The sequence below is a fragment of the Acinetobacter sp. YH12219 genome, from assembly GCF_013417875.1.
GTDB lineage: Bacteria > Pseudomonadota > Gammaproteobacteria > Pseudomonadales > Moraxellaceae > Acinetobacter > Acinetobacter amyesii.
Genome location: NZ_VPDC01000003.1, coordinates 39668 through 64840, shown reverse-complemented (window position 1 = coordinate 64840; position 25173 = coordinate 39668). Strand labels below are relative to the sequence as shown.

Genomic DNA, 25173 nt, shown 5'->3' with positions numbered 1-25173 from the left:
AAAGCAAATCTACCTTTTTTGAGATTTAGATGGGAAATAGCTGCATTTCCCTATTGAATAAATCTTAACCAATTTGAATTATTGTATTTAATAGAAGTTATTTCCTATGAAAATCGTCATCTTAAACAAGCCATATGACGTGCTCTCCCAATTCCGTAAAGACGAAGCGCATATGACCATATCTGACTTCGTGGACGATCCTAGTCTACGTATTGCAGGTCGTTTAGATATGGACTCTGAAGGTTTGGTATTTTTAACCGATCATGGTGGTTTAAATCAGTACATTACCAAGCCTGAAAATAAAAAGTTCAAAACCTACTTAGTGCAAGTCGATGGTGACATCACAGAAGAAGCACTTGAGCAATTACGTAAAGGCGTTGAGCTGAAAGATGGTCTGACTTTGCCAGCCAAAGCCATCAAAGTGCAACAACCAGAATGGTTATGGGAACGTGATCCTCCTGTACGTTTCCGTGCAAATATTCCAACCTCTTGGGTTGAAATCCAAATTTGTGAAGGCCGTAACCGCCAAGTTCGTCGTATGACTTCAGCAGTCGGTTTCCCAACTTTACGTTTAATTCGTACACGTATTGGTGCAATTGATTTAGTTCAATTGGCTTTAGAGCCAGGTGAAACCAAAGAAATTGAGCCTTTACTGTACCCTGACTTTCAAAATATACCTGCTGAAGAACCTTACCGTTCACGCTCTTATGTGAAAAAACCAGGCGGTACAGGTGGTAAGCCAATGGTTCGTAAGAATAAAGATGGCTCAGTGAAAAAGTCTGGTACAAAACGTATCTGGCAAATGGATGAGAGCGAAAAACCAAAACGCCGTACCAATGGTACAACTCGTCCGAATACCAAAGCTCCACGTGGCCGCGGTCGTAATGGGCGTTGATATTATTTCTTAAAAATCAGTTTGAAAAAAAGCTTACGCCAGTGAGCTTTTTTTTCAATAAATATGTATCTTTGAAGCATAATTTATACAACTTTACTTGCTACTAACGAATCTCTCAGTGATGGCTTTAATACTTGAACCTCACCTGTTTCATGTCTTAATATTCTATATGAATAAATATTTTCAGTTTCTAATCCATAAATATTCTGAAATCTCATCTTAAATTTAAAATCCAAATCATTGATTTTTGCTGATAAAAAATCATTAGTATAAGTGTCATTCAAACAATCTAGCCTTAATTTAAATTCAATAGACTCATCAACTAATATTTTCATTTCACGCTGATAAATTGTGTCATCCAAAGTCATTAATAAAACAATTCTTGATTCATTAATTCTCGAATAAACACTAAAAATTAATGAACATAACTTTTCAGGCTTATTAGTTAATAGATCTCTAATATTAAGAATTTCTAATTTTGGAGTGCATAATTCTAAGTAAGGTTGGCATGAATTATGATTCATTCTCAATTGTTCTGACTGTAGCTGAGCAAGATACCCTTGCTGTTTAACGCTCTCCTTCATCTCTTCTATTTGAAGTTTAAGTGCTTTTTCTTGCTGTTCCAAAGCTTTGGTATTTTGATCTAATTGTTTACCTTGCTGGAGATACCCGAGTATTAACCAAAGAAAAGCAACTGGAGCAAATATACCTGCGAGAAAATCCCCTAGTGAATTCAGCTCTCTATTGGTAAATACAAAATTGTTTTGAACGCAAAACAGTACTATCACTAAGAACCAAATTACAGTTATCGAAATTCCAATTATTAAATTTTTACTATTCATTTTCTTATAAAAAACCCATACCTAAGTATGGGTTTTACATGAAAATTAAATACTTATCAAATTAAGCCTTCAACCACTTCTCAGCTTTAGCCTGATCTTCCACTTTAAGTTCAACTTCAGTTAATTCTGAACCTGCCGCTTTCACTTCAAAGCTCATCAGCTCATCACGGCGGAATGCCAACACCGTATAACTGCCATCTTGCTTGGCATATTTTTCTGCCAATTTAACGGTTGCTTTTAGACCATCAATTGCAATAATCACATCGTTCGCAGACAAGCCAGCTTTTGCAGCTGCACCGTCACGGCGAGCAGACTGAACCAACACACCTTCAGGCTTATCAGCCAGTTTTAAACCAAATGGCAATGATTTGTCATTTTTGAGTGTATAGCTTAAGCCAAACTCAGGTAACAACTGATCTAACGGCAATTCATCTGTAGTATTAATCAAGTGATTGATTTGTTCTAACCAATCATCACCTGTTAATTCATTACATAAATTGAAAATAGTCCGTTCATTGACTTGAATGCCATTTTGCGCATTTTCATATAGCTTACGCATTAAGGCATCAAGGCTAGAACCGCGCAGGCGTAAGCCTAGATCTAAACACAATGCAACGAGGCAACCTTTGTTGTAGTAACTTGTACCTGCGTTATTTGAGTTTTCATCCTGACGGTAGAATTTCACCCATGCATCAAAGCTTGATTCAGCCACAGTTTGAATCTCACGACCCGGATTTTGCAAATAGCGATCTATTTGTGCTTTTAAAAGCTTGATATAAGAATCCTGATTGATCACACCGCTACGCAGCAAGATCAAATCATCATAATACGATGTAAAACCTTCAAAAATCCAAAGCAAAGAGGTATAGCCTTCTTTGTTGAGGTCATAATTCACAAAGTTTTCTGGACGGATAAATTTTACCAACCATGAGTGGAAATATTCATGGCTGCATAACCCTAAGAAACGTTGATAATCTGCCGATGGTTCTACAGGTTCATTGGCTTTTGGTAAATCATCACGCGGGCTAATTAAACTCGTACTGTTTGGATGCTCTAAACCACCATAGCTATTGGCCGTTGCCATGGTCATAAAGGTATAGTCTTTAAATGGTGCCGAACCAAACATTGAAATTTCAGTCGAACAAATTTTTTCGATGTCTTGCTGCATACGCTGCGCGTTCATAGCATGTTTGCCCGACACCACAAACTCATGCGGAATGCCGTTGGCTTCAAAACTAAAACGGGTTTGTTCCGCCAGTTCAAACGGTGCATCAATTAACTGAGCATAGTTATCTGCATATAAGGTATAACGACCTTTCACTAAACTTTTTGACTTTAATCCAGTCGCAAGTTGGAAATGCTTTAACTCGGGTGGCAAGAAAACTTCAACCTCAATGGCTGTATCTTCTTGGTCAACTAAACCTAAACATGCGCAAGCTGGATTGACATATAAACGGCTTTGATCGACATAAGCACCACGGACCGATAAATCGAAGGCATATACATCATATTCAACCGTGATCAACTCATGATCTGTATTGAATAAACGCCATTTATTTTTTTCAAATTTCTCAATTTGTAACAAACGCCCATCTTCATCATATGCTCGAACGGCTTCGATATGCTTCGAAAATTCACGGATTAAGTAACTTCCGGGAATCCAAGTAGGCAACGAAAGCACCTGTGTAGGATTTGCCAAGAAACGTGCAGTGACATGGACTAGATGCTGACGATAATCGTCAAATTCGATTTGATAATGCAACATAATGGGCGATATAAAATAAATAAAAGATAACTTATCAATTAGATTAACATTTTTTACAACTGAATGCGGAACTGTCGCAATTGTCTACAATAATGACTAGTCAGCAGAAAAAAAAAGGCATAGCATGCCTAAAAATTTTTTCGTTTTACCACCAACGGAATGGTTGGTTAAGGAACCTCATTGAAACACATGATTTACCTCATCGCGCTGCTTAGTTTTCTATGCTCCACGATAGCAAATGCTGCCCTTTTAAATATTGTCCCTGAAACCGTTGAAGCTGAAGCTTGGACCATTTTAGACCCTCAGTCGGGTCAGGTGATTGCAGAACATAATAGCCATGTTCAGCGTGCCCCTGCTTCACTTACCAAAATGATGGTGGCTTATATTGCTTTAAAGGAAATTAAAGCAGGTCATTTAAAGAAAAATGAAATCTTAACCGCAACCCCAGTCGTACAAGTGGTTCAATGGGATGAATCACAAATGTATCTCAAAGCTGGTGAACAAATTTCAGTTGATCAGCTTTTAGCAGGTCTTGTGGTCATGTCAGCCAATGATGCCGCAGTGACTTTAGCTGAACGCATTTCTGGTGATATTCCAAAATTTATTGAACGCATGAACAAAGAAGCTAAAGCTTTGGGCATGAATGACACCAATTTTCAAAATCCAGCCGGTATTACCATGCCAGAACATTATTCATCGGCGGCTGACCTTGCACGTTTAGGGCAAGCACTGGTGACTGACACACCTGACTATTTGTATTATTCAAAACAACAAAGTTTTAGTTATAACCAACGCTTCCACCGTGCAACCAATATCTTATTAAAACAAGATCCCACCGTTGATGGCTTAAAAACAGGTTTTACTAAAGCTGCAGGTTATAACTTAGCTTTAACAGCCAACCGTTTGATCGCGAATCCTGACGCGCCAGAACGTCGTTTGATTGTTGTAGTATTAGGGGCAAAAAGTGGATTAAAACGTGCAGAAGTAGCACACAACCTCATGAACTTGGCTTATACCTATACACGTAATGAAGTTGCAATCAAAGATAAGCAATTAATTGCAGAATTACCTGTGGTTAAATCAACCTTGAAAATGTTTAAGGTGGAAACTCAACAACCTAAACTGATTACAACTTCACTTTATGATCAAGCTTATGCCATCGATTTAAAAGCTTTTGATCCTACACAGCAACGTATTCTTTTAAATACTGGCAATGGCCAAATTCAAGCCATTGAACCACTTCATGAAACACAGACTAAACTGAGTGTTGAAGTAAATGAAAAAGAACTCACTGCGCCTTTGGCTGAAGTAATGAAATTAGCCACCGTTACTGTTTATCAAAATAATCAGCTGATCAATACCTTTGATATCGAAGATGACGTGCAAATTGAAGAAGCCAATATTTTTGAGCGTTTCATGATGTGGATCAAAGGCCTTTTTAGCATCTTTAATACGGATGCAGCAGAAGTTAAAACCTACCCTTTAGGTCAATGATGTGATTATGTAACTTGTAAGACAATTCGTTATTTGTGCAATAAAGAAGATGACATACTCGTGCCATCTTCTTTTTTTCAACAATAATAAAATAGGTAATTCAATGAATAACGCTGATGACTCCAAGTTACACCATATTGTCATTGTCGGTGGTGGTGCTGGTGGTTTAGAACTGGTTACGCAACTCGGTGATTTACTCGGGAAAAAAAAGAAAGCGCGCATTACCCTCGTAGATATGAAACTCACGCATGTCTGGAAACCCCTTTTACATGAAATTGCCGCAGGCACGATGTCAGTCAGCGAAGAAGAAATCAACTACTATGCGCATGCTGCGAAGCATCATTATGAGTTTGTCTTGGCTAAGTTTGAAAATGTTCATCCTACTGAAAAAACCATTCAGCTCAGCAAAGTCCAACAAGGAAAATATGAATCTACTCAAGAACAACTGCAACTGAGTTATGACACCCTTGTTCTTGCTTTAGGCTCAGTTTCTAACGATTTCAACACGCCGGGCGTGTATGAACATTGCCACTATTTGGACAGCCTACAACAAGCTGAAATCTTCCAACAAGATCTCTTACAGTTATATTTGGATGCGCAAAATAGCAATACAGCACGTGAGTTGAAAATTGCCATTATTGGCGCAGGTGCAACTGGCGTTGAACTCTCCGCAGAATTGGTCGAAGCCAAACATAATTTTTATAAATATGGTTTAAATAAAATTCATCCGCAAAGCGTACAGATCAATTTAATTGAAGGTGCTGATCGGATTCTGCCTGCACTCCCTGAAAAAATGGCCGAGCATGCACAGCAGCAATTACAACGCATGAAAATTGAGGTCTTAACCTCTAAACGTGTGGAAAAAGTCGATGCTGAACATGTTTATTTTAATGATGGCAGTAAAATTAAAGCTGAACTGAAAGTATGGGCTGCAGGTATTAAAACACCAGAAGTGATTTCGAAGCTTGAAGGTTTTGAAAAAGACCGTATGGGGCGTTTAAGTGTGTATGCAACACTACAAACCAAAGCCTACCCTGACATTTTCGCTTTTGGTGATTGTGCTCATTGCCAACCGCGTGCAGATGAACCCGTCCTCGGCCCACGCGCTCAAGTTGCCAGCCAACAAGCGTCATTTCTCGTGGATTGCTTAAAGGCACGCATCCGTGGTCAGCAACTCCCAATGTTCGTATTTTCAGACAAAGGCTCCCTAGTCTCATTAAGTAAACATAAAGCAGTAGGTGAACTTTTAGGTCAGGTCAATGTTCAAGGCTTTGTTGCCAAATCAATGTATGTTTCATTGTATCGAATGCATCAAGCCACAATTTACGGCTATGCACATGCAGGACTATTAACGGCTAAAGATTTTGTTACACGAAAAATCGCGCCTAAAATTAAATTGCATTGAAATTTACAGATCTGCCCCAATTAATGAAAAAAGCATCATAAACATTTAAAAATTGCATTTTTTTGATAAATTTAGTCTACAAAAGTGCAATTTCACTTTATGATGTAACCCTTAAAAAATTGAATGGATCAATAACATGACTGCTATTGCAAATAACTCTGTGGTTTCTTTCCACTACACATTGACTAATGCAGAGGGTGAAACTCTCGACCAATCTCAAGGTGAGCCACTAGCATATTTGCACGGCGCTGGTAACATCATTCCAGGTCTTGAAAAAGCACTTTTAGGCAAAACTGTTGGTGAAAAATTCACTGTAACTGTTCCTGCTGCTGAAGGTTATGGCGAATACAACCCTGATCTCGTTCAAGAAGTTCCTGCTCAAATGTTCCAAGGCGTGGACAACATCCAACCTGGTATGCAATTCCAAGCTCAAACTGATGACGGCGTTCAAATCGTGACAGTTAAAGCGGTTGAAGGCGACAACGTTGTTGTTGATGCAAACTTCCCACTTGCTGGTCAAGATTTAACTTTCGAAGTTGAAATCGTTGAAATCCGTGAAGCTTCTGCTGAAGAACTTGAACACGGTCACGTACACGGTGCAGGCGGTCACCACCACTAAGATCCTCTGATCTCAAGTGCAAAAAGGCAAAGTTTTTACTTTGCCTTTTTTTATTTGCTATATTTCATGTAAAGCAAATAATTTATTGAATAAGAATGAAAACTCATACCCTTCTATTAAGTCTATGTCTCATAAATATGTCTTTTCCAGCATACGGATCTAGCGATACTTGTCGCAGTTTCGAATTAAAAAGCGCAAAGCAACTCAATCGCGTCTATCAAAAAGATGAATTCTATATTTTTTATTCGGATAAACAGAAAAGTAGAGACCGCATCCAAAATCTGAACGATACAAACAATAATGCAATTCCTGACTATATCGAAGATATTGCCATCCAAGCAGTCGCATCAAGAGATATCTTTAAACTAGCAGGATTTAGACATCCTCTAAAAAGCCCAAGATATAAGAATGTAAAGGCTATTGCCATATATGTACACGAACTAAAAGGAAATGGGCTCGCCTATGAAAACTCATCTCGAGCGCCAAGTGCCACGAATCTTAAAAATAATCTTTGCTTTATCAGCATTTCTATTTCAAATCAATTAAAAGACTTTCCTGGAAATTATTGGACTACGATCACTCACGAATTATTTCATTTATACCAATATAGCTATGCACAATTTAAAAACGCATGGTACTTGGAAAGTATGGCTAATTGGGCTGAACGTGCACTTAGACGTGATATTACACCGCAAACAACTCAATTACGTGCATTACCCCAAAATGCATTACAAGTTAATGAGCAATTCTTTAATAAAAACTATAATCACATGTGGCGGCGTTTGTTTTTCAAACAACAAAAAGATGCATTCTTAGTCCCCGATGAGCTTCTAAAGAGAACTTATATTGATGGTTCACTGGTATTTAAAGATAATGTTTGGTATGGAACTAAATTTGCAAAACATTTTTTAACCGACCTAGAAAATTCATCCATTAAAATAAGTAACGAAAAAAAATGGAACCCTTATCAATGGAAAGAATCGGATCAAAAGCTAAAGCAATGGAATTGTACAATCTTTAAAACTTATCAAAACAACCTTAAAGAATTTGATAAAAAAGATAATGAAATTAAATCTCTAAATGAAATATCATCAAAATCTATTAATGATTTTTGTTCGTGATAGAAAAAAAGCAGGCCACGGCCTGCTTTTTTAAAATGGATAATTCATTCATACTATTAACGACGTTGGTTATAAATCTGCTGCGCTGCAGGTAGATTTTTACGCATCGCTTCAATACGTTGTGAGTTTGATGGATGCGTTGATAAGAATGATGAACCTCCCGCACCTTCAAGCTTGTTCATTTTTTCCCAAAGCGTAATCGCCGCTTGTGGGTTATAACCTGCACGTGCCATTAACATTAAACCACCTTGGTCAGCACGGCTTTCTAGAGAACGTGAATACGGTAACCCTATACCGATTTGACTACCTAACTGCGCAGCAGCAGTGCCCAATTGACCGACATTATTGCCTGCGGCACTTAAACCAATATTCAGCGCAAGATCCGTTAAAGCTTGAGCACCCAATTTACTTTTTGCATGTTCTTCAAGAGCATGGACCATTTCATGTCCCATAACCGCTGCAATTTCTGCATCAGTTAAATTTAGTTTATTGACGATACCTGTATAAAATACAACTTTACCGCCTGGAGCTACAAAGGCATTGACTTGATCAGATTTCATGACCGCCAATTGCCATTGGAACGCTTGACCCGTTTGGTTCATTTGGTCTGCATAAGGACGCAGTTTTTGGAATACAGTATTAATGCGCTTATATGTACTCGAAGAGGTATCGAGCTGATTTTTAGAACGCGCGTCTGTCACCATTTTGTTATAACTTTGTGTTGCTTGCGCGTTCAATGTAGCAGTATCCGCTCCTGCCATATCTGCCACTGTCGCACAGCCCGAAATCGTCATTACACCGGCCATACACAGGCTCGTTAGAATTATTTTTTTCATTAAGGATACTCCAGACCATTAAAATATAAGTGAATTTATGGATATTATATTCTTATGGTTTGGAGCTTAAAACGAAGTTATAGCGACTTATAATAGTATTTATGTAATTTTTTTAAGCTGAAAATTGAAGAACCAACCAATAGATTAAACAAACCACATTCAAGCCTAAATAAACATGCATTAATGGCTTGATTTTTTCTTCTAACTGCACATTTTTTCGCTTAAAAAATAGGACAGCATTTTGTATCAAAACTATAGGTACAAGAATACATGCAATAATCACCGACAAACCAATTAGGGCTTGATAAATCAATTGAGGATCTTGAGTTTGGGCACGAATAATCATCATGGCAATGGTAGGTGCTCCCCCCATCGCAAATAATAAAGAATAAAAAATGGTGGTCGAAATATTCTTTTGCATCCTGCACTTCTCTTCCTAATTTAAATTGCATTTTAGCAACTCAACACAAAGTGTGTAGCGAACTAAAATGCAACTTTAGTCTTGAAAACAGCCGATATTAACGACGTACACTCGATGGTGTCGCATTTTTATAATATTGCTGTGCTTCTGGCATCATTTTTTGCATAGCAGCAATACGGTCATTATTGCTTGGGTGTGTAGACATAAATTTGCTCAGTGCGTCGTTGCCACTGTTATCATTCGCATTCATTTTTTTCCACAATGAAATCGCCGCTTCTGGATTGTATCCAGCCTTTGCCATTATCACTAGGCCACCTTTGTCTGCGCGGCTTTCCAAATTACGTGAATACGGCAAGCCCACACCGAACTGACTCCCCAAGTCAAGCAAGGTTGCACCATAGCCACCTGCTGCATTACCTACGTATTGTGAACCTATACTCACTGCAAGATTAGTCAGTGCAGAAGCACCAATTTTATTTTTTGCATGTTCCTCTAAGGCATGCACCATTTCGTGGCCCATGATTGCCGCGACTTCATCATCCGTGAGTTTGAGTGTTTCGACGATTCCTGTATAGAAAACAACTTTGCCACCGGGTGCGACATAGGCGTTAATTTCTTTAGATTTAATAACGGCCACTTTCCAATCAAATGCCTGCCCTGTCTGGTTCATTTGATCTGCAAATGGTTTCATTTTCCAGAAAACACGGTTTACTTTTTGATAAGTCGCAGACTTGGTATCGAGCACTTGTTTGGTCTGTGCGTCTTTCAGCATTGCGTTATAAGACTGAGTTGCCTGTAAGTTCAATGATGCAGAATCGGCACCTGCAAGATCAGCAATCGTGGTACAACCTGATAAAGAAGCTGCTACGGCAAAGCATGCCAAAGATTTTTTATAATTCATCATGATCTCTAGTTATTTATAAAGAGTGTCAAATATATACAAAAAATTGACTGACTCAATATTTTTATGCTTATTTTTTTCAAAATCTTTATTTTTCCATTATTTAAATTTAATATCTGATGTTACCCCGTAAAAATATTTTCACATTTTTTAAATACTTTTAAGTATATTCGGCGGAGTCTTACATCTAGGGTTTAAATAAAGGGATTAGCCTTCGGCTGGAGGTACCTCTTACGAAACGTTGTTTCTCATTTGGCAAAATGAGAAGCGTGCTTCGCAAGGAAACCATCTTGCGGTGCAATGCACCTCACCGACAAAACTCGTTCACTAGTGTCAAATTATTCACAGTATTGCAAAAACATTTTTGATTAAAAGTTGTCCTGTCTCAAACACTTGCGGATGACCTTACCGCGTATCATTCTTTTATTTGAATCAAATGGCACTTCGGATGTTACTAAGTATTATCAGTTTATAATACATGTCGTTTTTTGAAGTTTTATTCTTCGCTATATAAAAAAAGCCCCGCTTTCGCGAGGCTTTTTTACATCTTAATTCAACAGCACATTATGCGTCGAATGGATGACGTAATACGATTGTTTCATCACGGTCTGGACCAGTTGAAATGATGTCGATTGGACATTCGATCAATTGCTCAAGACGTTTAACATAGTTAATTGCAGCTTGTGGCAATTGATCTAATGATTTCGCACCGAAAGTAGACTCAGACCAACCTGGCATAGTTTCGTAGATCGGTTTTAAAGTTTCAAATGCAAGCGCATCAGAAGAACCTACACAACCAGAATCAGCTGCTTCGTAACCTACACAGATTTTCACTTCTTCTAAACCATCTAGAACGTCTAGTTTAGTTAAGCAAATACCAGAAAGTGAGTTTACTTCTACTGAACGACGTAGAATTTCAGCATCGAACCAACCACAACGACGTTGACGGCCAGTAGACGCACCAAACTCAGAACCTACTGTACCCAAGTGTTTACCGATCGCATCACCAACATCGTTAGCAGCATCATAAACAAGTTCAGTTGGGAACGGACCAGCACCTACACGAGTTGTGTACGCTTTAGTAATACCCAATACATAGTCAAGGTGTAATGGACCAAGACCTGAACCTGAGCTTACGCCACCAGCAGTTGTATTTGAAGAAGTCACATACGGGTATGTACCGTGGTCAACGTCAAGAAGTGAACCTTGCGCGCCTTCAAACATGATTTTCTTACCTGCTTTACGGTAAGCATGAAGTTCGCCAGTAACGTCCATCACCATAGGTTCGATGACTTTACGCCATTCGTCACATAGAGCGATCACATCTTCAACTTTAACGGCTTCAACACCGAAGAATTGAGTCAATTGGAAGTTATGGTATTCAAGAAGCTCTTCAAGTTGAGCTTTAAGATGAGCACCACCACGAACCAAGTCAGCAACACGGATTGCACGACGAGCCACTTTGTCTTCGTATGCAGGACCGATACCACGACCTGTAGTACCAATTTTCGCATTGCCACGTTTTTTCTCACGTGCTTGGTCAAGTGCGATATGGTGTGGAAGGATCAACGGACAGTTTGGAGAAATACGTAGACGTTCACGTACAGGCACGCCTTCTTTTTCTAAAACTTCCATTTCATGGATTAAAGCTTCAGGTGATAAAACAACACCATTACCAATTAAGCACAATACGTTGTCACGTAAAATACCAGATGGAATGAGGTGTAATACAGTTTTCTTACCACCAACCACAAGTGTATGACCTGCGTTGTGTCCGCCTTGATAGCGAACTACCGCAGCCGCTTGATCTGTGAGCAGGTCGACGATCTTACCTTTACCTTCGTCGCCCCATTGGGTACCAAGTACCACAACATTCTTGCCCATAATAGCCTCATTGCATCATGCTGTTAAAATTGGAAAAAACGTGTGTGCCCGCAGGCACATCCGCGATTAAATTTGTTTGATTGTCCACTCGCCATTTGCATTCACCAACTGGTGCGTTGCATATGGTGCAGAGCTTAAATCATCATTACCTAACAATTGAACCACACTGAACCCTTCGGTACGTGCTGCCTCAATTGCCTTTAATAAATCTGCTTCGATGCCTTTTGGTGCAACCAAAAATTGGCTTTTCTGAACTTGACCTGCAGTTAATGCATATAAGTCACAAGAGAAACCTGTTGCTGGACGCGCACGGCCGAAGTGTTCACCAATACCGTCATAACGGCCGCCTTGAGCCAATGGCGCAGCGCGGTTTGGCGCATATACGGCATACATTAAACCAGTGTGATAGTGATATGAACGAAGTTCAACCACATCGATACCAATGTGTAGATCAGGCCAACGGGCTTGGATTGCCGCTTGAGTCGATTTCACTGCATCAAAAGCCAGTTTAAATGCTTCATTTGCCAATACATCAGCCGTTAAATTGGCTTGCAATGCATCTAAGTCACTTGCAAAACGACCTAATGTATAGAAGTCAGCACCATTTGGAATGCTTTGCGTGAATTCAGCAAGTTCAGGCAGCGCTTTACGTTGATACAAGTCAGATAACTGACGTTCAACCGCTTTGCTCAAGCCAGCTTGTTTTACCATGCTGCGGAATAAACCGACATGCCCTAAATCAAGATGGATACCATCTGCATGACCTGCTTTAGCAAGCAAGTTGATCATGACATCAATCAGTTCAACGTCAGCATCAATGCTGTCTGAACCAAATAATTCTGCACCTAACTGTAAAGGTGCACGTGTGGTATTAAAACCCTGTGGCTTAGTATGTAGTACTGTACCAGCGTAGCAATAACGAGCTACACCTTCGACAGGATGTACATGCGCATCAATACGAGCCACTTGTGGTGTCATATCGGCACGCACACCAAGCAAACGACCTGAAAGTTGGTCGATAACTTTAAAAGTGGCTAAGTCTAAATCTTGATTCGATTCTGAAAGAGAAGATAGAGATTCGATGTATTCAATGAATGGCGTGTACACCAACTGATAACCTCGAGATGCGAGGAAATCTAATGCTTCACGACGCAAAGATTCAATCACTTGCGCCTGTTCTGGCAGTACATCAGCTACACCATCAGGTAATAACCATGTCTCTGAAATGGGCATGTTGTAAACCTAAATTCTTGTCAGCGCGGAACAAATCCGCATAAAAAAATCGGGAGCACACCCGATTTCTCATAGTTTAGCACGATAGTTTTACGCTTGCACACGACTTTTTCATAAAAGATGCTTCAGCATTCATTACTTCATCTACAGCTTTAACTTTTACAACTAAATCCATGTTTATGCTTATATTTTAAAATCCTGTGAACGTTATTTTTTTAACCATTTGATAAAAAATAATAAGCGTCCTACTTTCTATAGATGAAGTTTTAAACAAAGTTATAAATATGATCAGGCTCAATAACTTAATTTAAGACTCGAACCTCAATCCAAAGGAAGTGCTGTAGTTTGTTTAACAGCCTGTAACGGTATCTCTGTTTTTACATTTTGCACACTGGCGATCTGCGTTAAATGATGAATCTGAAACTTTCGATAGGCTTCTAAATCTGCCACGACGATACGTAAGAAAAAGTCACAATCCCCTGCCATGAGTTGACATTCAACGACCTCAGGCATCGTTTGAATCGCTGCGACAAAATCATTCACGGTTTTTGCATCTTGACCTTTTAGCCAAATCCGCGCAAATACCGTTAAACTTAAATTCAATTTTGACTGATTCAGTAAAGCCACATATTTCTCAATATAGCCTTCATCTTCGAGTTGCTTGACCCGTCTCAAACATGGCGAAGGCGATAAACCAACAAGTTGGGCCAATTCATTATTTTGTAGTTTTCCATTTTGCTGTAATGCTTGCAAAATGCGTTTATCTATCTGATCCATTAACAAAGGCACTAAATTTCACAATAAGCTTTATTTTAGCAATTTCATTGCACAATAAAAGCGATCTTTCATAAAATAGCTGCCAAATGCTGCTCAGATATCCATAAAATATTGCTTTCGATCTCGCTTCATGGAAAACGTCATGATGATGTTTAGACAAAGTACACTCAATCACACCCATTCAGAGCATTCTATTGAGTTTAAACGAGGTCTAAAAACATCTATTCCAATGCTGCTGGGCATTATTCCTTTTGCATTAGTTTTGGGTGCTCAGGCAACACATAAAGGCTTTTCTAGTTTAGAAGTTCCGTTTTTGACTGGTCTTAACTTTGCTGGTGGTTCTGAATTTGCCATTTTAGAAGTTTGGACCAATCCCCCTAATATTCTCATGCTGATGTTTATTACGTTTTTAGTGAATAGTCGGCACCTATTAATGGGGGCGAGCCTTGTCCCGTATTTAAGACATCTACCAAATCGTACGGTTTATACCGCTTTATTTTTTATGTGCGATGAAAGTTGGGCCGTAGGTTTGGCCGATGCGCAAAAAAAATCCAATGTTTTGGGAATTCAGCGCGCCTTTAGTTTAATGTTCTATGCAGGCTTATGCTGTGCTCTATATTTGATGTGGGTTGGCTTTACCACGCTAGGGGCAATGATCGGACCGATACTTGGCGATATTAGTCGACTTGGTTTTGATATGGCCTTCCCTGCTGTATTTCTTGTTTTACTGCGTGGCATGTGGAAAGGCTTTAAAGCGGCGCGTCCATGGCTGGTCAGTTTGATTGCCGCATCTCTGGCTTATTTGTATCTCCCTGCGGGCTGGTATGTTCCGATTGGCGCAGTTACGGGTATTGCTTCTGCATTTTTCCTAATTGGAGATGATGCATGATTCACACCAGCACCCTGATCGCCATCTTATTTATTGCTTTAACCACCTACCTGACCCGTATCTTGGGTTATGTGTTACTGAAAAACCGTAGCCTCACCAACAAACAACGTCAAATTATGGAAGTTGTTCCCGGCTGTGTATTGATCTCAGTGATTGCGCCCTATTTTGTCAAAGATCATCCTGCTGATTTAATCGCGATGGCCATTACCCTATTTGCAGCATCACGTTTTTCGTTATTGCCTACCGTTGTGATTAGCATGCTTTCAGCAGCAGTATTAAGACAAATTTTGATTTAACTAAGTAATACGCGATCATGTTTTGAATAACGAAAGAACTACGATTTAAACCCAATGATGATGAATATTAGGAATCATCTTATTGGATAAAAAATACCCATACCTTGAGATCACATGCTTCATGCAGATATCGAGGTGTTGGCAGTCTTTTGTATTTTTTTGATTAGCTTTGGTCTGTCTTGACCACTTTTGCCAAAAGGTTCACCAACTCTGCATTTTGCAATTCAACTTGCTGTAATTTGTGAGTGGTTTGATCTAATACTTCTTGCTGGATATGCATTTTCTTTGCAAGGTCTTGCATAATTTCCAAGGTCTTTTTCAGGTTGGCTTCTAGATGCACCACTTTTTCTTCAAGTGGCAAGGTTTCATGCGCGGTAGATTGCGATACGTCACGATTAAACTGTAGCCAAATTAAAAATATAACCGCCAGCGCCAATAATAAAATAAATCCCCAAAGTAACATCAACATCATGCTCAATACTCTTTATATATTTCTTTGACTTTCATCTTAAACAATAAATCGGCTGTGCTTGAATATTTTTTAAAGTTTTTCAATATTTTCGAGATACATCAACGACATTACGCATGATTTTTCATCTAATTTTAGAAAATAAAAAAACACCTACAAGCTAGTAGATGTTTTCTATATTGGATAAGTTTGAATTTTTATAAAGAGTGAAAACTTTCACATAAATCGAGCAAGCGGTTCGCATAGCCCCATTCATTGTCATACCATGCGAAAACTTTTGCTTGCTTTCCTACCACCATGGTTTGATTCAAATCGACAATCAATGAATAAGGTGAATGATTAAAATCACTTGAGACCAAGGGCTCATCGGTTACTGACATAATTTCATGATAATCAAAACGTGCAGCTTTGCTTAACACTGCATTTAACTCATGCTTGGTGATAAGCGATTGGGACACAAAACTTAAATCGATTGCAGCAACATTGATCGTCGGTACACGAATCGAATAGCCATCGATTCGATCTTCCATTTTCGGCATGACCCGTTTCAATGCCCCTAGAGCTGAAGACGTCGTTGGAATAATATTTTGACCCGAAGCTCGCGCCCGACGTAAGTCACGATGTGCATGATCCAATACAGACTGATCCGCAGTCACAGCATGAATTTCTGTCATGAGTGCTGTGTCTATACCAAAGGCATCATCAATAATTTTGACTAAAGGCACCAAAGCCTGCGTGGTACACGACACACTCGAAATAATTTGATCCGTCGCTTTGACTTCATGATGATTAACACCATACACAATCGCAGCATCGACACTGTCAAACGGCGCCGCACCAATAATCACACGTTTGGCACCTGCACCAATATGTTGTGTGGCTGCCTCTCGCGATCTAAATAAACCTGTACATTCGAGTACCACATCGACATTCAGTTGCTGCCAAGGCAAAAGACTCGGCTGTGCTTCATTTAAAACTTGCACTTTGAGATGCGCTTGAGCACAAGAGATATCTAGAAAAATAGCGCTATCTTGTTCAAGAATTTCGACTTGGCCTGCAAAACGACCATGCGTGGTGTCATATTTAAACAAATGCACCATGGTTTCCACATCAGCGACATCATTTATGGCAACAATTTCATAATGAAATTCTTTTGGATTTTCAAACCAAGCGCGTAATACATTGCGTCCGATTCGACCAAATCCATTAATTGCCACTCGCTGCATGACCAATCCTTCGTTTTGAAACAAAAATAAAGCATCTATATGTTAATGGATTTCAACATGAAAACGTTATCATTTATTCGTTTAATGCTTATTGGGCTTTATTTTTATAAAACTTTAGCACCTGTATAGATCCAAATATTAGCTTCACTAGAAATGTACAGCACTAAGATCAAGTCCAAACACTATTATTAAATTGGGTATAAACATGCAATTATCCAAATGAACTGAAAATATAAAAGCAAAGCACCTTCACGTAGACTATTTATCAACATGTTGAATTTGAACTTTTAAAGCTTTTCAAGACATATAAATAACTGATGTTATGCACGAAAAAGTAATTAAGCATTTTTAAAATGCTTTTTAAGTTTATTCGACGGAGTCTTACATTTTTGAATTGATAAAGGGATTAGCCTTCGGCTGGAGGTACTCTTACGAAACATTGTTTCTCATTCGGCAAAATGAGAAGCGTGCTTCGCAAGGAAACCAACTTGCCGTGCAATGCACCTCACCGACAAAACACTTTCACTAGCGTCAAATTATTGAAAATATCGCAAAAACATTTTTGATTAAAAGTAGCCCTATCTCAAACACTTGCGGATGACGTTACCGCGTATCGTTCTTTTATTTGAATCAAATTTCGCTTCTGATGTTACTGCGCAACATCAGTAAATAAAACGCAGCAACAGTGCGCTCACAAGATTAATCAATGAATACTTTCAGCGTTCCAAAGGTTTAAAAATCTAAAAATATAGGTGCTAAATTTAAAACATATAAAAAGTCATAGAGATAGCCGAAAATCATTGGTCACTACACCTTTTTCCGTTATAATTTAGCGTTTTTAAATTTTATGTCAGCATCTCAAGCCAGCTTTAAAATTTTGTAAGACTTGCTTGATAGGCTATTACCAAATCGAAATTAGGAGAGACTTGGTTGTGAGTACTCGTTTTATGACATCAGCTGAAATTCGCGAAGCTTTTTTAAGCTACTTTGAATCGCAAGGGCATACACGTGTCGCGTCGAGTTCTCTGGTACCTGCCAACGACCCAACACTATTGTTCACAAATGCTGGTATGAACCAGTTTAAAGACTGCTTCCTTGGTCTTGAAAAACGTGACTACGTTCGTGCAACTTCTTCACAAAAATGTGTCCGTGCCGGCGGTAAACACAACGACTTAGACAACGTTGGTTATACAGCGCGTCACCACACATTCTTTGAAATGTTGGGTAACTTCTCATTTGGTGACTACTTCAAACGTGATGCCATCACATTTGCTTGGGATTTCTTAACCAACGAAAAATGGTTAGGTCTGCCAAAAGATAAACTATATGCCACTGTTTACCATACAGATGACGAAGCATTTGATATCTGGAACAAAGAAATTGGTCTAGACGCTTCACGCATTATCCGTATCGGTGACAATAAAGGCGAAAAATACGCTTCAGATAACTTCTGGGCAATGGGCGATACAGGTCCTTGCGGTCCATGTTCTGAAATTTTCTTTGACCATGGCGACCATATCTGGGGCGGCTTACCAGGCACTCCTGAAGAAGATGGCGACCGTTTCATTGAAATTTGGAACAACGTATTCATGCAGTTCAACCGTACTGCTGATGGTGTTCTGCATGCCCTTCCTGCACCTTCTGTAGATACAGGTATGGGCCTTGAGCGTATTTCTGCAGTTTTACAGCATGTAAACTCAAACTACGAAATTGACCTATTCCAAAACCTACTTAAAGCTGCTGCTGAAATCATTGGTTTAGATACCACTGAACTTGAAGCAAAAGCACAAGCAGAAAACAAACCAGTTGAATACCCTGCTTCACTTAAAGTTGTGGCTGACCATGCACGTTCTTGCTGCTTCTTGATTGCAGACGGTGTTAACCCGTCTAACGAAGGCCGTGGCTATGTACTTCGCCGTATTATCCGTCGTGCAGTACGTCATGGTAACAAATTGGGTGCAACAGGCTCATTCTTCCATAAAATGTTGCAGCCGCTGATCGACGTGATGGGCGCTGCTTATCCTGAGCTTGCTGCACAGCAAGCACGTATCGAAGCACAGCTTTTGAAAGAAGAAGAACAATTCGCAAAAACTTTAGAGCAAGGTTTGAAATTGCTTGAAGGCGAATTGGCTCAACTTAAAGGTTCAGTGATTCCAGGCGAAACTGTATTTAAACTTTACGATACTTACGGCTTCCCGACTGACTTAACAGCAGACATTGCACGTGAACGTGATTTAACGATTGATGAAGCTGGTTTCGAAGTCGAAATGGCGGCTCAACGTCAACGTGCGCGTGATGCTGGTAAATTTGCTGTCGACTACAACTCAATTGTCAAAGTTGAAGGCGAGACTCAATTTGACGGCTATGACGCAACTCAAGGCCAAGGTCAAATTGTTGCAATCTACAAAGACGGCGAACAAGTTGATGAAGTTTTTGAAGGTGACGAAGCACTAATCGTTCTAAACCAAACTCCGTTCTATGCAGAAAGTGGCGGTCAAGTTGGCGATACAGGTATCTTCAAAAACGAAACTGGTATTTTTGAAGTTCAAGACACCAAAAAATCAGGCGGCGCATTTGTACACCAAGGCATCGTGACCATGGGTAACTTAAAAGCGGCTCAAGCGGTTGAAGCGATTGTTAAAGCAGATATCCGTGCAGCAACATCGCGCAACCACTCTGCGACTCACCTGTTGCATGCAGCGCTGCGCCAAGTTTTGGGTACGCACGTACAGCAAAAAGGCTCATTGGTTGCCAGCGAACTTTTACGTTTTGACTTTGCCAATGATCAGCCTGTTTCATTTGAACAGCTTCAAGAAATTGAACGCATTGTCAATGCCGAAGTGATTGCCAACACTGCTGTTTCAACTGAACTTTTAGACATCGATGCGGCCAAAGAAAAAGGCGCAATGATGTTGTTCGGTGAGAAATACGGTGACGAAGTACGTGTACTTTCAATGGGTACAACCAAAGATGAGAAAAACTTCTCTATCGAACTTTGTGGCGGTATTCATGTAAAACGCACCGGTGATATTGGTCTATTCAAAATCACTTCTGAAGGTGGTGTTGCTGCAGGCGTACGTCGTATTGAAGCCGTTACGGGTACTGAAGCTGTTGAAGCTGCGCAAAAAGCAGATCGTGACATTCATGCAATCAACGATTTGCTGAAAGCGCAAAAAGATCAAACTTTAGAAAAAGTTGAAGCTTTGTCTCACACAGCATCTAGCTTGCAAAAACAAATTGAACAATTGAACCAAAAATTGGCAAGCTTCCAAGCCGCTGAGTTATTGAGTCAAGTTCAAGAGATTGGTGGCCGTAAAACATTAATCACCACGGTTCAAGGTGTAGATGCGAAATCACTTCGCAACTTGCACGACGGTGTGAAATCTAAGTTAGACAATGCTGTGATCGTGATCGCAGCGGTTGATGCCGACAAAGTGAGCCTCATTGCTTCGGTTGCTAAAGAATACACTGCTGCTGTAAAAGCAGGTGACATCATCAAACACCTTGGTCAAGAACTTGGCGGTAAAGGTGGTGGTAAACCTGATATGGCTCAAGGTGGTGCGCCTTATAGCGACAAACTTGAAGCGGTAATGACTGACCTCGTTGCATGGTTAGCTGCAAAATAAGACCAAAAGTCCTATAGCTCAAAGTGACTCACCTCCTTTGAGCAAATCAACAGGTTTAAGCAGTGTGTTTTTTAATGCTGGATCCTGCTTAAACACTGTTGATGCGTGAAAGCGCAAACTCAATCATCATGTTGAAACCAATATTCAACCTCTGGCTAAATGATGAAAATGGAGTCTAAAAGGCTGGGTTCATGTGAATCCCCTGCAGACACAAAGTATCTATTTGAACTCCTCCTACCTTGGAGTTCATAAGCTACGTGGTATATTAAAATCGCGCCGAAGTGCGGTCTTAAAATATGTGTAAGTGCTTTAAGTCTTTAGACTTATTTACTTGGTAAGGATAGTTATGGCATTAATCGTTCAAAAATATGGCGGTACCTCAATGGGTACTCCAGAGCGCATTTTAAATGTTGCTCGTCGTGTAAAGCGTTGGCATGATCACGGTCACAAAGTTGTGGTTGTTGTATCTGCAATGAGTGGCGAAACCAATCGTCTACTTGCTTTAGCGAAAGCCATTACCGAAACACCTGATCCACGCGAATTAGACCAAATGGTGTCTACGGGTGAACAGGTAACGATTTCTATGTTAGCAATGGCACTTAACTCTATTGGTGTTGAAGCTAAATCACTTACAGGTCGTCAAGTTGGTATTAAAACCGACAGCGCATTTACCAAGGCGCGTATTGAAGCGATTGATACAGATGTATTGACTTCAAACCTTGACGCTGGACGTGTCATTGTAGTGGCAGGTTTCCAAGGCTTTGATGCCGAAGGTAACACTACGACTCTAGGTCGTGGTGGTTCTGACACTTCAGGTGTTGCATTGGCAGCTGCACTTAAAGCTGATGAATGTCAGATTTACACAGACGTTGATGGTGTTTACACCACTGACCCTCGTGTCGCTCCAAAAGCGAAAAAAGTTGATCGTATTTCTTTTGAAGAAATGCTTGAAATGGCATCACTTGGTTCTAAAGTCCTTCAAATTCGTTCTGTAGAATTTGCCGGTAAATACCAAGTGCCTTTACGCGTATTATCAAGTTTTGATAATGACGATGATGGCGCATTCGACGAAAACTTTAAACAAAACGTCGGGACACTAATCACCACTGAAGCGGAAGACAACATGGAACAACCAATCATCTCAGGTATCGCGTTCAACCGTGATGAAGCTAAATTAACTATTCTTGGTGTACCGGATAAACCAGGTATCGCTTCAAACATCCTTTCACCAATTGGTGATGCCAATGTTGAAGTGGATATGATTATCCAAAACGTTGAAGAAGACGGCACAACTGATTTCACATTTACAGTTAACCGTAGTGAATTATCAAAAGCGAAAGCCATTCTTGAAGCGACTGCACAAGAAATTGGTGCACGTGAAGTTGCAACTCGCGCAGACATCGTAAAAGTATCGATTGTTGGTGTTGGTATGCGCTCACACGCAGGTGTTGCAAGCAAAATGTTTACTGCTCTTGCAAAAGAAGGCATTAATATTTTGATGATTTCGACTTCTGAAATCAAAATTTCAGTGATTATTGATGAGAAATACTTAGAGCTTGCTGTACGTGCTCTACACACTGCATTCGGTCTAGACCGTGAAACAGGTGAATCAAGCGCACGTGCTTAATTAACCTTGCTGTGTGTCAAAATTTGTCATTGTTAGACAGATTTTGAAAAACATCGTAAAAATTCAGAGCCACTATAGTTTTTTTTATAGTGGCTCTGTTATATTAAACCTGAGGATTTTAAAATTTACTCAGTTTGCGACTGTCACAATGATTGTTTCAGATGCACTGCTAAATTTTTTGCTTTTACAAGTTATGAATTTTACATAACAGATCATTTGCAGGTTTTGCATTTTGCAAGGAGAGAAACATGCTGATTCTGACTCGTCGTGTCGGAGAAACATTAATGATTGGAGACCAAGTTAGCGTGACTGTACTTGGTGTTAAAGGTAATCAGGTTCGTATTGGCGTGAATGCTCCAAAAGAAGTATCTGTTCATCGTGAAGAAATTTACCAACGAATTCAACATGAACGCGCAATGCACGAACATCTCCAAAACATTGATCAAGAATATCAGCCATCTTTTGAAGAAACTGATTATTCACAAAACAACTATAATCGCTAAGATTTAAGTTGTTAAATGATAAAGCGGCTCATTAGGCCGCTTTAAATTTATCTAGAACATGCGTTTACTATATAAGTTCAACTGAGCTTAATTACTGCCCTTCTAGAACTTTACGTACGGGGCCAAAACTGCGGCGATGTTCATCAATCACCCCATACTGTGCAATCGCTTCGAAGTGCGCTTTGGTTGGATAGCCCTTGTGTTTCGCAAAACCATACTGTGGATATTTTGCATCCAGTTCAACCATTTCGTGGTCTCGAGTCACTTTTGCCAAAATACTCGCAGCCGAAATCTCTGGATGAATCGCATCACCGCCCACGATTGCATCACAGCTCATTGCTAAACCGGTTGGGACTTTATTACCATCGACCAACACGTGTTCTGGCTGTACATTGAGTTTTTCCACTGCACGACGCATCGCAAGTAACGATGCTTGCAAAATATTGATCTCATCAATTTCTTGTGCAGAACTTTCAGCAATCGCCCAAGCCAAGGCTTTTTCTTGAATCTCAATAAATAACTTTTCACGTTTTTTTTCAGTGAGTTTTTTAGAATCGTTTAAACCTTCAATCGGGTTATTTGGATCTAAAATGACAGCTGCCGCAACAACCGAACCCACCAATGGACCGCGACCCGCTTCATCTGCACCAGCAATTTTCATATATCTCTCACTCAAAAATAAAATACGACCCTTAATTTGGATTTGCTGATACTCAGCTATACCAATGTCTGGGTCGTATAAAATGTTCTAAATCTTAGTTTTTAAATGTTTCAATCACGCAAGCATTTAAAGTATTTGTCACGATTTTAGCCGCAAGATTTGCTTGTGAAGTTTTATCCATTGCTGCTACAACCAAATCCGTTGCAGTCACGCTAGTTGTCGCTTTCTCGCCTACACATGAACACACTTCAGTTTGTAGTTCAGATTTTTGAGTTTCTGTTAATAGTTTTGAACCAGTTTTCCAGTAGCTGTTGTTATTTAGCTCAGTCACGCATTTCGCTTGAACACCCACTTTAACCGCCATCATTGCCAAGCTGTTTGCTGAAGTTGTACCTGTAGAGGTACTTGTACCTGTTGTACCAGTCGCAGCACATGCAGAAAGAACAAGCGCTAATGGTGCTAGAATAGCAACTAATTTTTTCACGAATATTTCCTTTGTTCTGTTAATTAACGCGCATATTGTGCCCCAAATCACACACCATCTGATATGACTATTTAAAATAAATTCGGTAACTGTGTAGTTAATCATCAATGCCTGCGTTGCATATTCACAACACTGTGTACCGATTTTAAACGACGCATATTTTTGTGGTCTGTATTAGAATCTGCATAAGATTGGACGCTTAAATAATCAACATGAGCAATAACACACAATACTACACTCGAACAGCTCAGGTCTTACATTGGCTGATGGCGATCATATTCATCGTGGCATGGTTAATTGGCTTTTATAGTGGCAATTTTCTCAGTTATGACGTCGATGGCAGCTTTAAAGGACAAGTCATTACCCTCCATAAAAATATTGCGACTACGATTATTTTTTTGGTGGTGATACGAATCTTTTGGCGCTATACCCACCCCGCTCCAGATTTACCTGACAGCATGTCATCCGGCATGAAAACCTTGGCACATTTGGGTCATTTAGCACTGTATTTTGTACTACTAGCTTTACCGATTACAGGTTGCTTATTTAGTTGGAGCGCAGGTCACCCGGCCCCTGTCTTGTATTTGTTTGAAATACCACGCTTGGTACAAGATAATCCTGAATTATTAGCCATCGTGAAACCGCTACATATTTGGATTTCTTGGGCAGCAGGCTTGCTCTTAGTGGGTCATATTTTGGCAGCGTTGAAACATCATTTTATTGATAAAGACCATGTGCTCAAAAGTATGACACGACAACCAAAACCCTAATAAAGACAAAATAAAAGCCACATCATGTGGCTTTTATTGTGAGCATCATCTTTTAATTCAGCACTTGCTGAGCACAGCCGCGCATACTATTCAAAACCGCTTTAGAAATCAGTTTATTCTTTTCAGTTTCATTCACTGCAGCAGTCATCAGATCTTTCGCACCGATATCATCCATGGCATGCTCACTCACGCACTGACAAATCGCAGTTTGATTGTCTTTTTTCTGTTGAGCACTCATAAACAACGCAGCGCCTTTCCAAATTTTAGAACTATTTAATTCTTGCGAGCATTGATATTCAATCACAGGCTTTAGCATACGCTGACTTAAACTTGATTTATCTGCAATAGCAGCGGATGAAATCAATACTGAGGCTAAAAATGTAATCGATGGGGCAAATATAGAGCGATTTGAATGAGAGAAAAGCATGA

24 protein-coding genes are annotated in these 25173 nt (G+C 39.7%); 11 read left to right on the top strand and 13 right to left on the bottom strand.

The features are described from left to right. Window positions 1-106 precede the first annotated feature (106 nt). A complete protein-coding gene (locus tag FTV04_RS02555; protein ID WP_180063172.1) occupies window positions 107-895 on the top strand; it encodes an rRNA large subunit pseudouridine synthase E in 789 nt (262 codons plus the stop codon). Between the two features lie 83 nt (window positions 896-978). Here the strand turns inward: FTV04_RS02555 and FTV04_RS16750 are convergent, their stop codons facing one another. Together FTV04_RS16750 and FTV04_RS02545 are read right to left on the bottom strand one after the other, a co-directional pair. Next, on the bottom strand, window positions 979-1737 hold the full coding sequence (locus tag FTV04_RS16750; RefSeq protein ID WP_257220949.1) for a hypothetical protein: 759 nt from the start codon (window positions 1735-1737) through the stop codon (window positions 979-981). A gap of 61 nt (window positions 1738-1798) precedes the next feature. Beyond that, window positions 1799-3502, bottom strand: coding sequence for a M61 family metallopeptidase (locus FTV04_RS02545; protein ID WP_180088514.1), 1704 nt, complete (start codon window positions 3500-3502; stop codon window positions 1799-1801). 180 nt (window positions 3503-3682) lie between these two features. Here FTV04_RS02545 and FTV04_RS02540 point away from each other — a divergent pair, with 180 nt between their 5' ends. The 4 genes from FTV04_RS02540 (at window position 3683) to FTV04_RS02525 (ending at window position 8141) form a co-directional block, all read left to right on the top strand. Then, window positions 3683-4996: a D-alanyl-D-alanine carboxypeptidase PBP6B gene (locus FTV04_RS02540; RefSeq protein ID WP_306669395.1), complete on the top strand. Its 1314-nt coding sequence runs from the start codon at window positions 3683-3685 to the stop codon at window positions 4994-4996. Window positions 4997-5099: 103 nt separating this feature from the next. Then, the gene (locus FTV04_RS02535; RefSeq protein WP_180009421.1) at window positions 5100-6401 is read left to right on the top strand and encodes an NAD(P)/FAD-dependent oxidoreductase; all 1302 of its coding nucleotides are present in this window, start codon (window positions 5100-5102) and stop codon (window positions 6399-6401) included. 136 nt (window positions 6402-6537) lie between these two features. Beyond that, window positions 6538-7020: a peptidylprolyl isomerase gene (locus FTV04_RS02530; protein ID WP_078194383.1), complete on the top strand. Its 483-nt coding sequence runs from the start codon at window positions 6538-6540 to the stop codon at window positions 7018-7020. 137 nt (window positions 7021-7157) lie between these two features. After that, window positions 7158-8141: a hypothetical protein gene (locus FTV04_RS02525; protein WP_180088512.1), complete on the top strand. Its 984-nt coding sequence runs from the start codon at window positions 7158-7160 to the stop codon at window positions 8139-8141. A 56-nt stretch (window positions 8142-8197) separates the two neighbouring features. Here the strand turns inward: FTV04_RS02525 and FTV04_RS02520 are convergent, their stop codons facing one another. From FTV04_RS02520 to FTV04_RS02495, 6 genes are all read right to left on the bottom strand, one after another. After that, window positions 8198-8977 (bottom strand): M48 family metallopeptidase, encoded by a 780-nt coding sequence (locus FTV04_RS02520; RefSeq protein WP_078194384.1) that lies wholly within the window; start codon window positions 8975-8977, stop codon window positions 8198-8200. Between the two features lie 112 nt (window positions 8978-9089). Then, window positions 9090-9398 carry a hypothetical protein gene (locus FTV04_RS02515; protein WP_078194385.1) on the bottom strand — a complete coding sequence of 103 codons (309 nt, stop codon included), beginning with the start codon at window positions 9396-9398 and terminating at the stop codon, window positions 9090-9092. Between the two features lie 97 nt (window positions 9399-9495). Beyond that, window positions 9496-10299 (bottom strand): M48 family metallopeptidase, encoded by an 804-nt coding sequence (locus FTV04_RS02510; RefSeq protein ID WP_180088510.1) that lies wholly within the window; start codon window positions 10297-10299, stop codon window positions 9496-9498. Between the two features lie 564 nt (window positions 10300-10863). After that, a complete protein-coding gene (locus tag FTV04_RS02505) occupies window positions 10864-12183 on the bottom strand; it encodes an adenylosuccinate synthase (protein ID WP_180088508.1) in 1320 nt (439 codons plus the stop codon). 66 nt (window positions 12184-12249) lie between these two features. Continuing rightward, a complete protein-coding gene (locus FTV04_RS02500) occupies window positions 12250-13416 on the bottom strand; it encodes an ATP phosphoribosyltransferase regulatory subunit (RefSeq protein ID WP_180027213.1) in 1167 nt (388 codons plus the stop codon). Between the two features lie 321 nt (window positions 13417-13737). Continuing rightward, window positions 13738-14193, bottom strand: a complete 456-nt coding sequence (locus tag FTV04_RS02495; RefSeq protein WP_078189073.1) for an Lrp/AsnC family transcriptional regulator — start codon at window positions 14191-14193, stop codon at window positions 13738-13740. A gap of 142 nt (window positions 14194-14335) precedes the next feature. Between FTV04_RS02495 and FTV04_RS02490 the strand changes: the two genes are divergently transcribed. Continuing rightward, window positions 14336-15082, top strand: coding sequence for an AzlC family ABC transporter permease (locus FTV04_RS02490; RefSeq protein ID WP_180088506.1), 747 nt, complete (start codon window positions 14336-14338; stop codon window positions 15080-15082). Next, window positions 15079-15378 (top strand): AzlD family protein, encoded by a 300-nt coding sequence (locus FTV04_RS02485; RefSeq protein WP_111885892.1) that lies wholly within the window; start codon window positions 15079-15081, stop codon window positions 15376-15378. The genes FTV04_RS02490 and FTV04_RS02485 overlap by 4 nt, the downstream gene beginning before the upstream one ends. Window positions 15379-15541: 163 nt before the next feature. On the opposite strand, the gene FTV04_RS02480 is transcribed toward FTV04_RS02485, so the two are convergent. Both FTV04_RS02480 and FTV04_RS02475 read right to left on the bottom strand, forming a co-directional pair. Further along, entirely contained in the window at window positions 15542-15844 is a 303-nt protein-coding gene (locus tag FTV04_RS02480) for a hypothetical protein (protein WP_078189224.1), read from the bottom strand. 200 nt (window positions 15845-16044) lie between these two features. Continuing rightward, window positions 16045-17073 (bottom strand): type I glyceraldehyde-3-phosphate dehydrogenase, encoded by a 1029-nt coding sequence (locus FTV04_RS02475; RefSeq protein ID WP_078194393.1) that lies wholly within the window; start codon window positions 17071-17073, stop codon window positions 16045-16047. A gap of 932 nt (window positions 17074-18005) precedes the next feature. Here FTV04_RS02475 and alaS point away from each other — a divergent pair. The 3 genes from alaS (at window position 18006) to csrA (ending at window position 22829) form a co-directional block, all read left to right on the top strand. Beyond that, window positions 18006-20699: an alanine--tRNA ligase gene (alaS, locus tag FTV04_RS02470; RefSeq protein ID WP_180088504.1), complete on the top strand. Its 2694-nt coding sequence runs from the start codon at window positions 18006-18008 to the stop codon at window positions 20697-20699. Between the two features lie 346 nt (window positions 20700-21045). Further along, window positions 21046-22326, top strand: a complete 1281-nt coding sequence (locus tag FTV04_RS02465; protein ID WP_078194395.1) for an aspartate kinase — start codon at window positions 21046-21048, stop codon at window positions 22324-22326. Window positions 22327-22574: 248 nt separating this feature from the next. After that, the gene (gene csrA, locus FTV04_RS02460) at window positions 22575-22829 is read left to right on the top strand and encodes a carbon storage regulator CsrA (protein WP_078189080.1); all 255 of its coding nucleotides are present in this window, start codon (window positions 22575-22577) and stop codon (window positions 22827-22829) included. A gap of 91 nt (window positions 22830-22920) precedes the next feature. On the opposite strand, the gene rnhB is transcribed toward csrA, so the two are convergent. Together rnhB and FTV04_RS02450 are read right to left on the bottom strand one after the other, a co-directional pair. Next, window positions 22921-23490, bottom strand: a complete 570-nt coding sequence (rnhB, locus tag FTV04_RS02455; RefSeq protein WP_168379347.1) for a ribonuclease HII — start codon at window positions 23488-23490, stop codon at window positions 22921-22923. Between the two features lie 94 nt (window positions 23491-23584). Beyond that, complete coding sequence (locus FTV04_RS02450; RefSeq protein WP_180003980.1) at window positions 23585-23974, bottom strand: hypothetical protein; 390 nt, start codon at window positions 23972-23974, stop codon at window positions 23585-23587. A gap of 212 nt (window positions 23975-24186) precedes the next feature. Here FTV04_RS02450 and FTV04_RS02445 point away from each other — a divergent pair, with 212 nt between their 5' ends. Continuing rightward, the gene (locus tag FTV04_RS02445; protein ID WP_180042035.1) at window positions 24187-24744 is read left to right on the top strand and encodes a cytochrome b; all 558 of its coding nucleotides are present in this window, start codon (window positions 24187-24189) and stop codon (window positions 24742-24744) included. Window positions 24745-24796: 52 nt separating this feature from the next. Here the strand turns inward: FTV04_RS02445 and FTV04_RS02440 are convergent, their stop codons facing one another. After that, complete coding sequence (locus tag FTV04_RS02440) at window positions 24797-25171, bottom strand: hypothetical protein (RefSeq protein ID WP_180009410.1); 375 nt, start codon at window positions 25169-25171, stop codon at window positions 24797-24799. Window positions 25172-25173: the final 2 nt, after the last annotated feature.

Excerpts from the sequence above, each read along its gene's own strand:
- FTV04_RS02555 (WP_180063172.1), top strand. The coding sequence starts at position 107 with ATGAAAATCGTCATCTTAAACAAGCCATATGACGTGCTCTCCCAATTC.
- FTV04_RS16750 (WP_257220949.1), bottom strand. The coding sequence starts at position 1,737 with ATGAATAGTAAAAATTTAATAATTGGAATTTCGATAACTGTAATTTGG.
- FTV04_RS02545 (WP_180088514.1), bottom strand. The coding sequence starts at position 3,502 with ATGTTGCATTATCAAATCGAATTTGACGATTATCGTCAGCATCTAGTC.
- FTV04_RS02535 (WP_180009421.1), top strand. The coding sequence starts at position 5,100 with ATGAATAACGCTGATGACTCCAAGTTACACCATATTGTCATTGTCGGT.
- FTV04_RS02530 (WP_078194383.1), top strand. The coding sequence starts at position 6,538 with ATGACTGCTATTGCAAATAACTCTGTGGTTTCTTTCCACTACACATTG.
- FTV04_RS02525 (WP_180088512.1), top strand. The coding sequence starts at position 7,158 with ATGTCTTTTCCAGCATACGGATCTAGCGATACTTGTCGCAGTTTCGAA.
- FTV04_RS02520 (WP_078194384.1), bottom strand. The coding sequence starts at position 8,977 with ATGAAAAAAATAATTCTAACGAGCCTGTGTATGGCCGGTGTAATGACG.
- FTV04_RS02515 (WP_078194385.1), bottom strand. The coding sequence starts at position 9,398 with ATGCAAAAGAATATTTCGACCACCATTTTTTATTCTTTATTATTTGCG.
- FTV04_RS02510 (WP_180088510.1), bottom strand. The coding sequence starts at position 10,299 with ATGAATTATAAAAAATCTTTGGCATGCTTTGCCGTAGCAGCTTCTTTA.
- FTV04_RS02505 (WP_180088508.1), bottom strand. The coding sequence starts at position 12,183 with ATGGGCAAGAATGTTGTGGTACTTGGTACCCAATGGGGCGACGAAGGT.
- FTV04_RS02500 (WP_180027213.1), bottom strand. The coding sequence starts at position 13,416 with ATGCCCATTTCAGAGACATGGTTATTACCTGATGGTGTAGCTGATGTA.
- FTV04_RS02495 (WP_078189073.1), bottom strand. The coding sequence starts at position 14,193 with ATGGATCAGATAGATAAACGCATTTTGCAAGCATTACAGCAAAATGGA.
- FTV04_RS02490 (WP_180088506.1), top strand. The coding sequence starts at position 14,336 with ATGATGATGTTTAGACAAAGTACACTCAATCACACCCATTCAGAGCAT.
- FTV04_RS02485 (WP_111885892.1), top strand. The coding sequence starts at position 15,079 with ATGATTCACACCAGCACCCTGATCGCCATCTTATTTATTGCTTTAACC.
- FTV04_RS02475 (WP_078194393.1), bottom strand. The coding sequence starts at position 17,073 with ATGCAGCGAGTGGCAATTAATGGATTTGGTCGAATCGGACGCAATGTA.
- FTV04_RS02465 (WP_078194395.1), top strand. The coding sequence starts at position 21,046 with ATGGCATTAATCGTTCAAAAATATGGCGGTACCTCAATGGGTACTCCA.
- csrA (WP_078189080.1), top strand. The coding sequence starts at position 22,575 with ATGCTGATTCTGACTCGTCGTGTCGGAGAAACATTAATGATTGGAGAC.
- rnhB (WP_168379347.1), bottom strand. The coding sequence starts at position 23,490 with ATGAAAATTGCTGGTGCAGATGAAGCGGGTCGCGGTCCATTGGTGGGT.
- FTV04_RS02445 (WP_180042035.1), top strand. The coding sequence starts at position 24,187 with ATGAGCAATAACACACAATACTACACTCGAACAGCTCAGGTCTTACAT.
- FTV04_RS02440 (WP_180009410.1), bottom strand. The coding sequence starts at position 25,171 with ATGCTTTTCTCTCATTCAAATCGCTCTATATTTGCCCCATCGATTACA.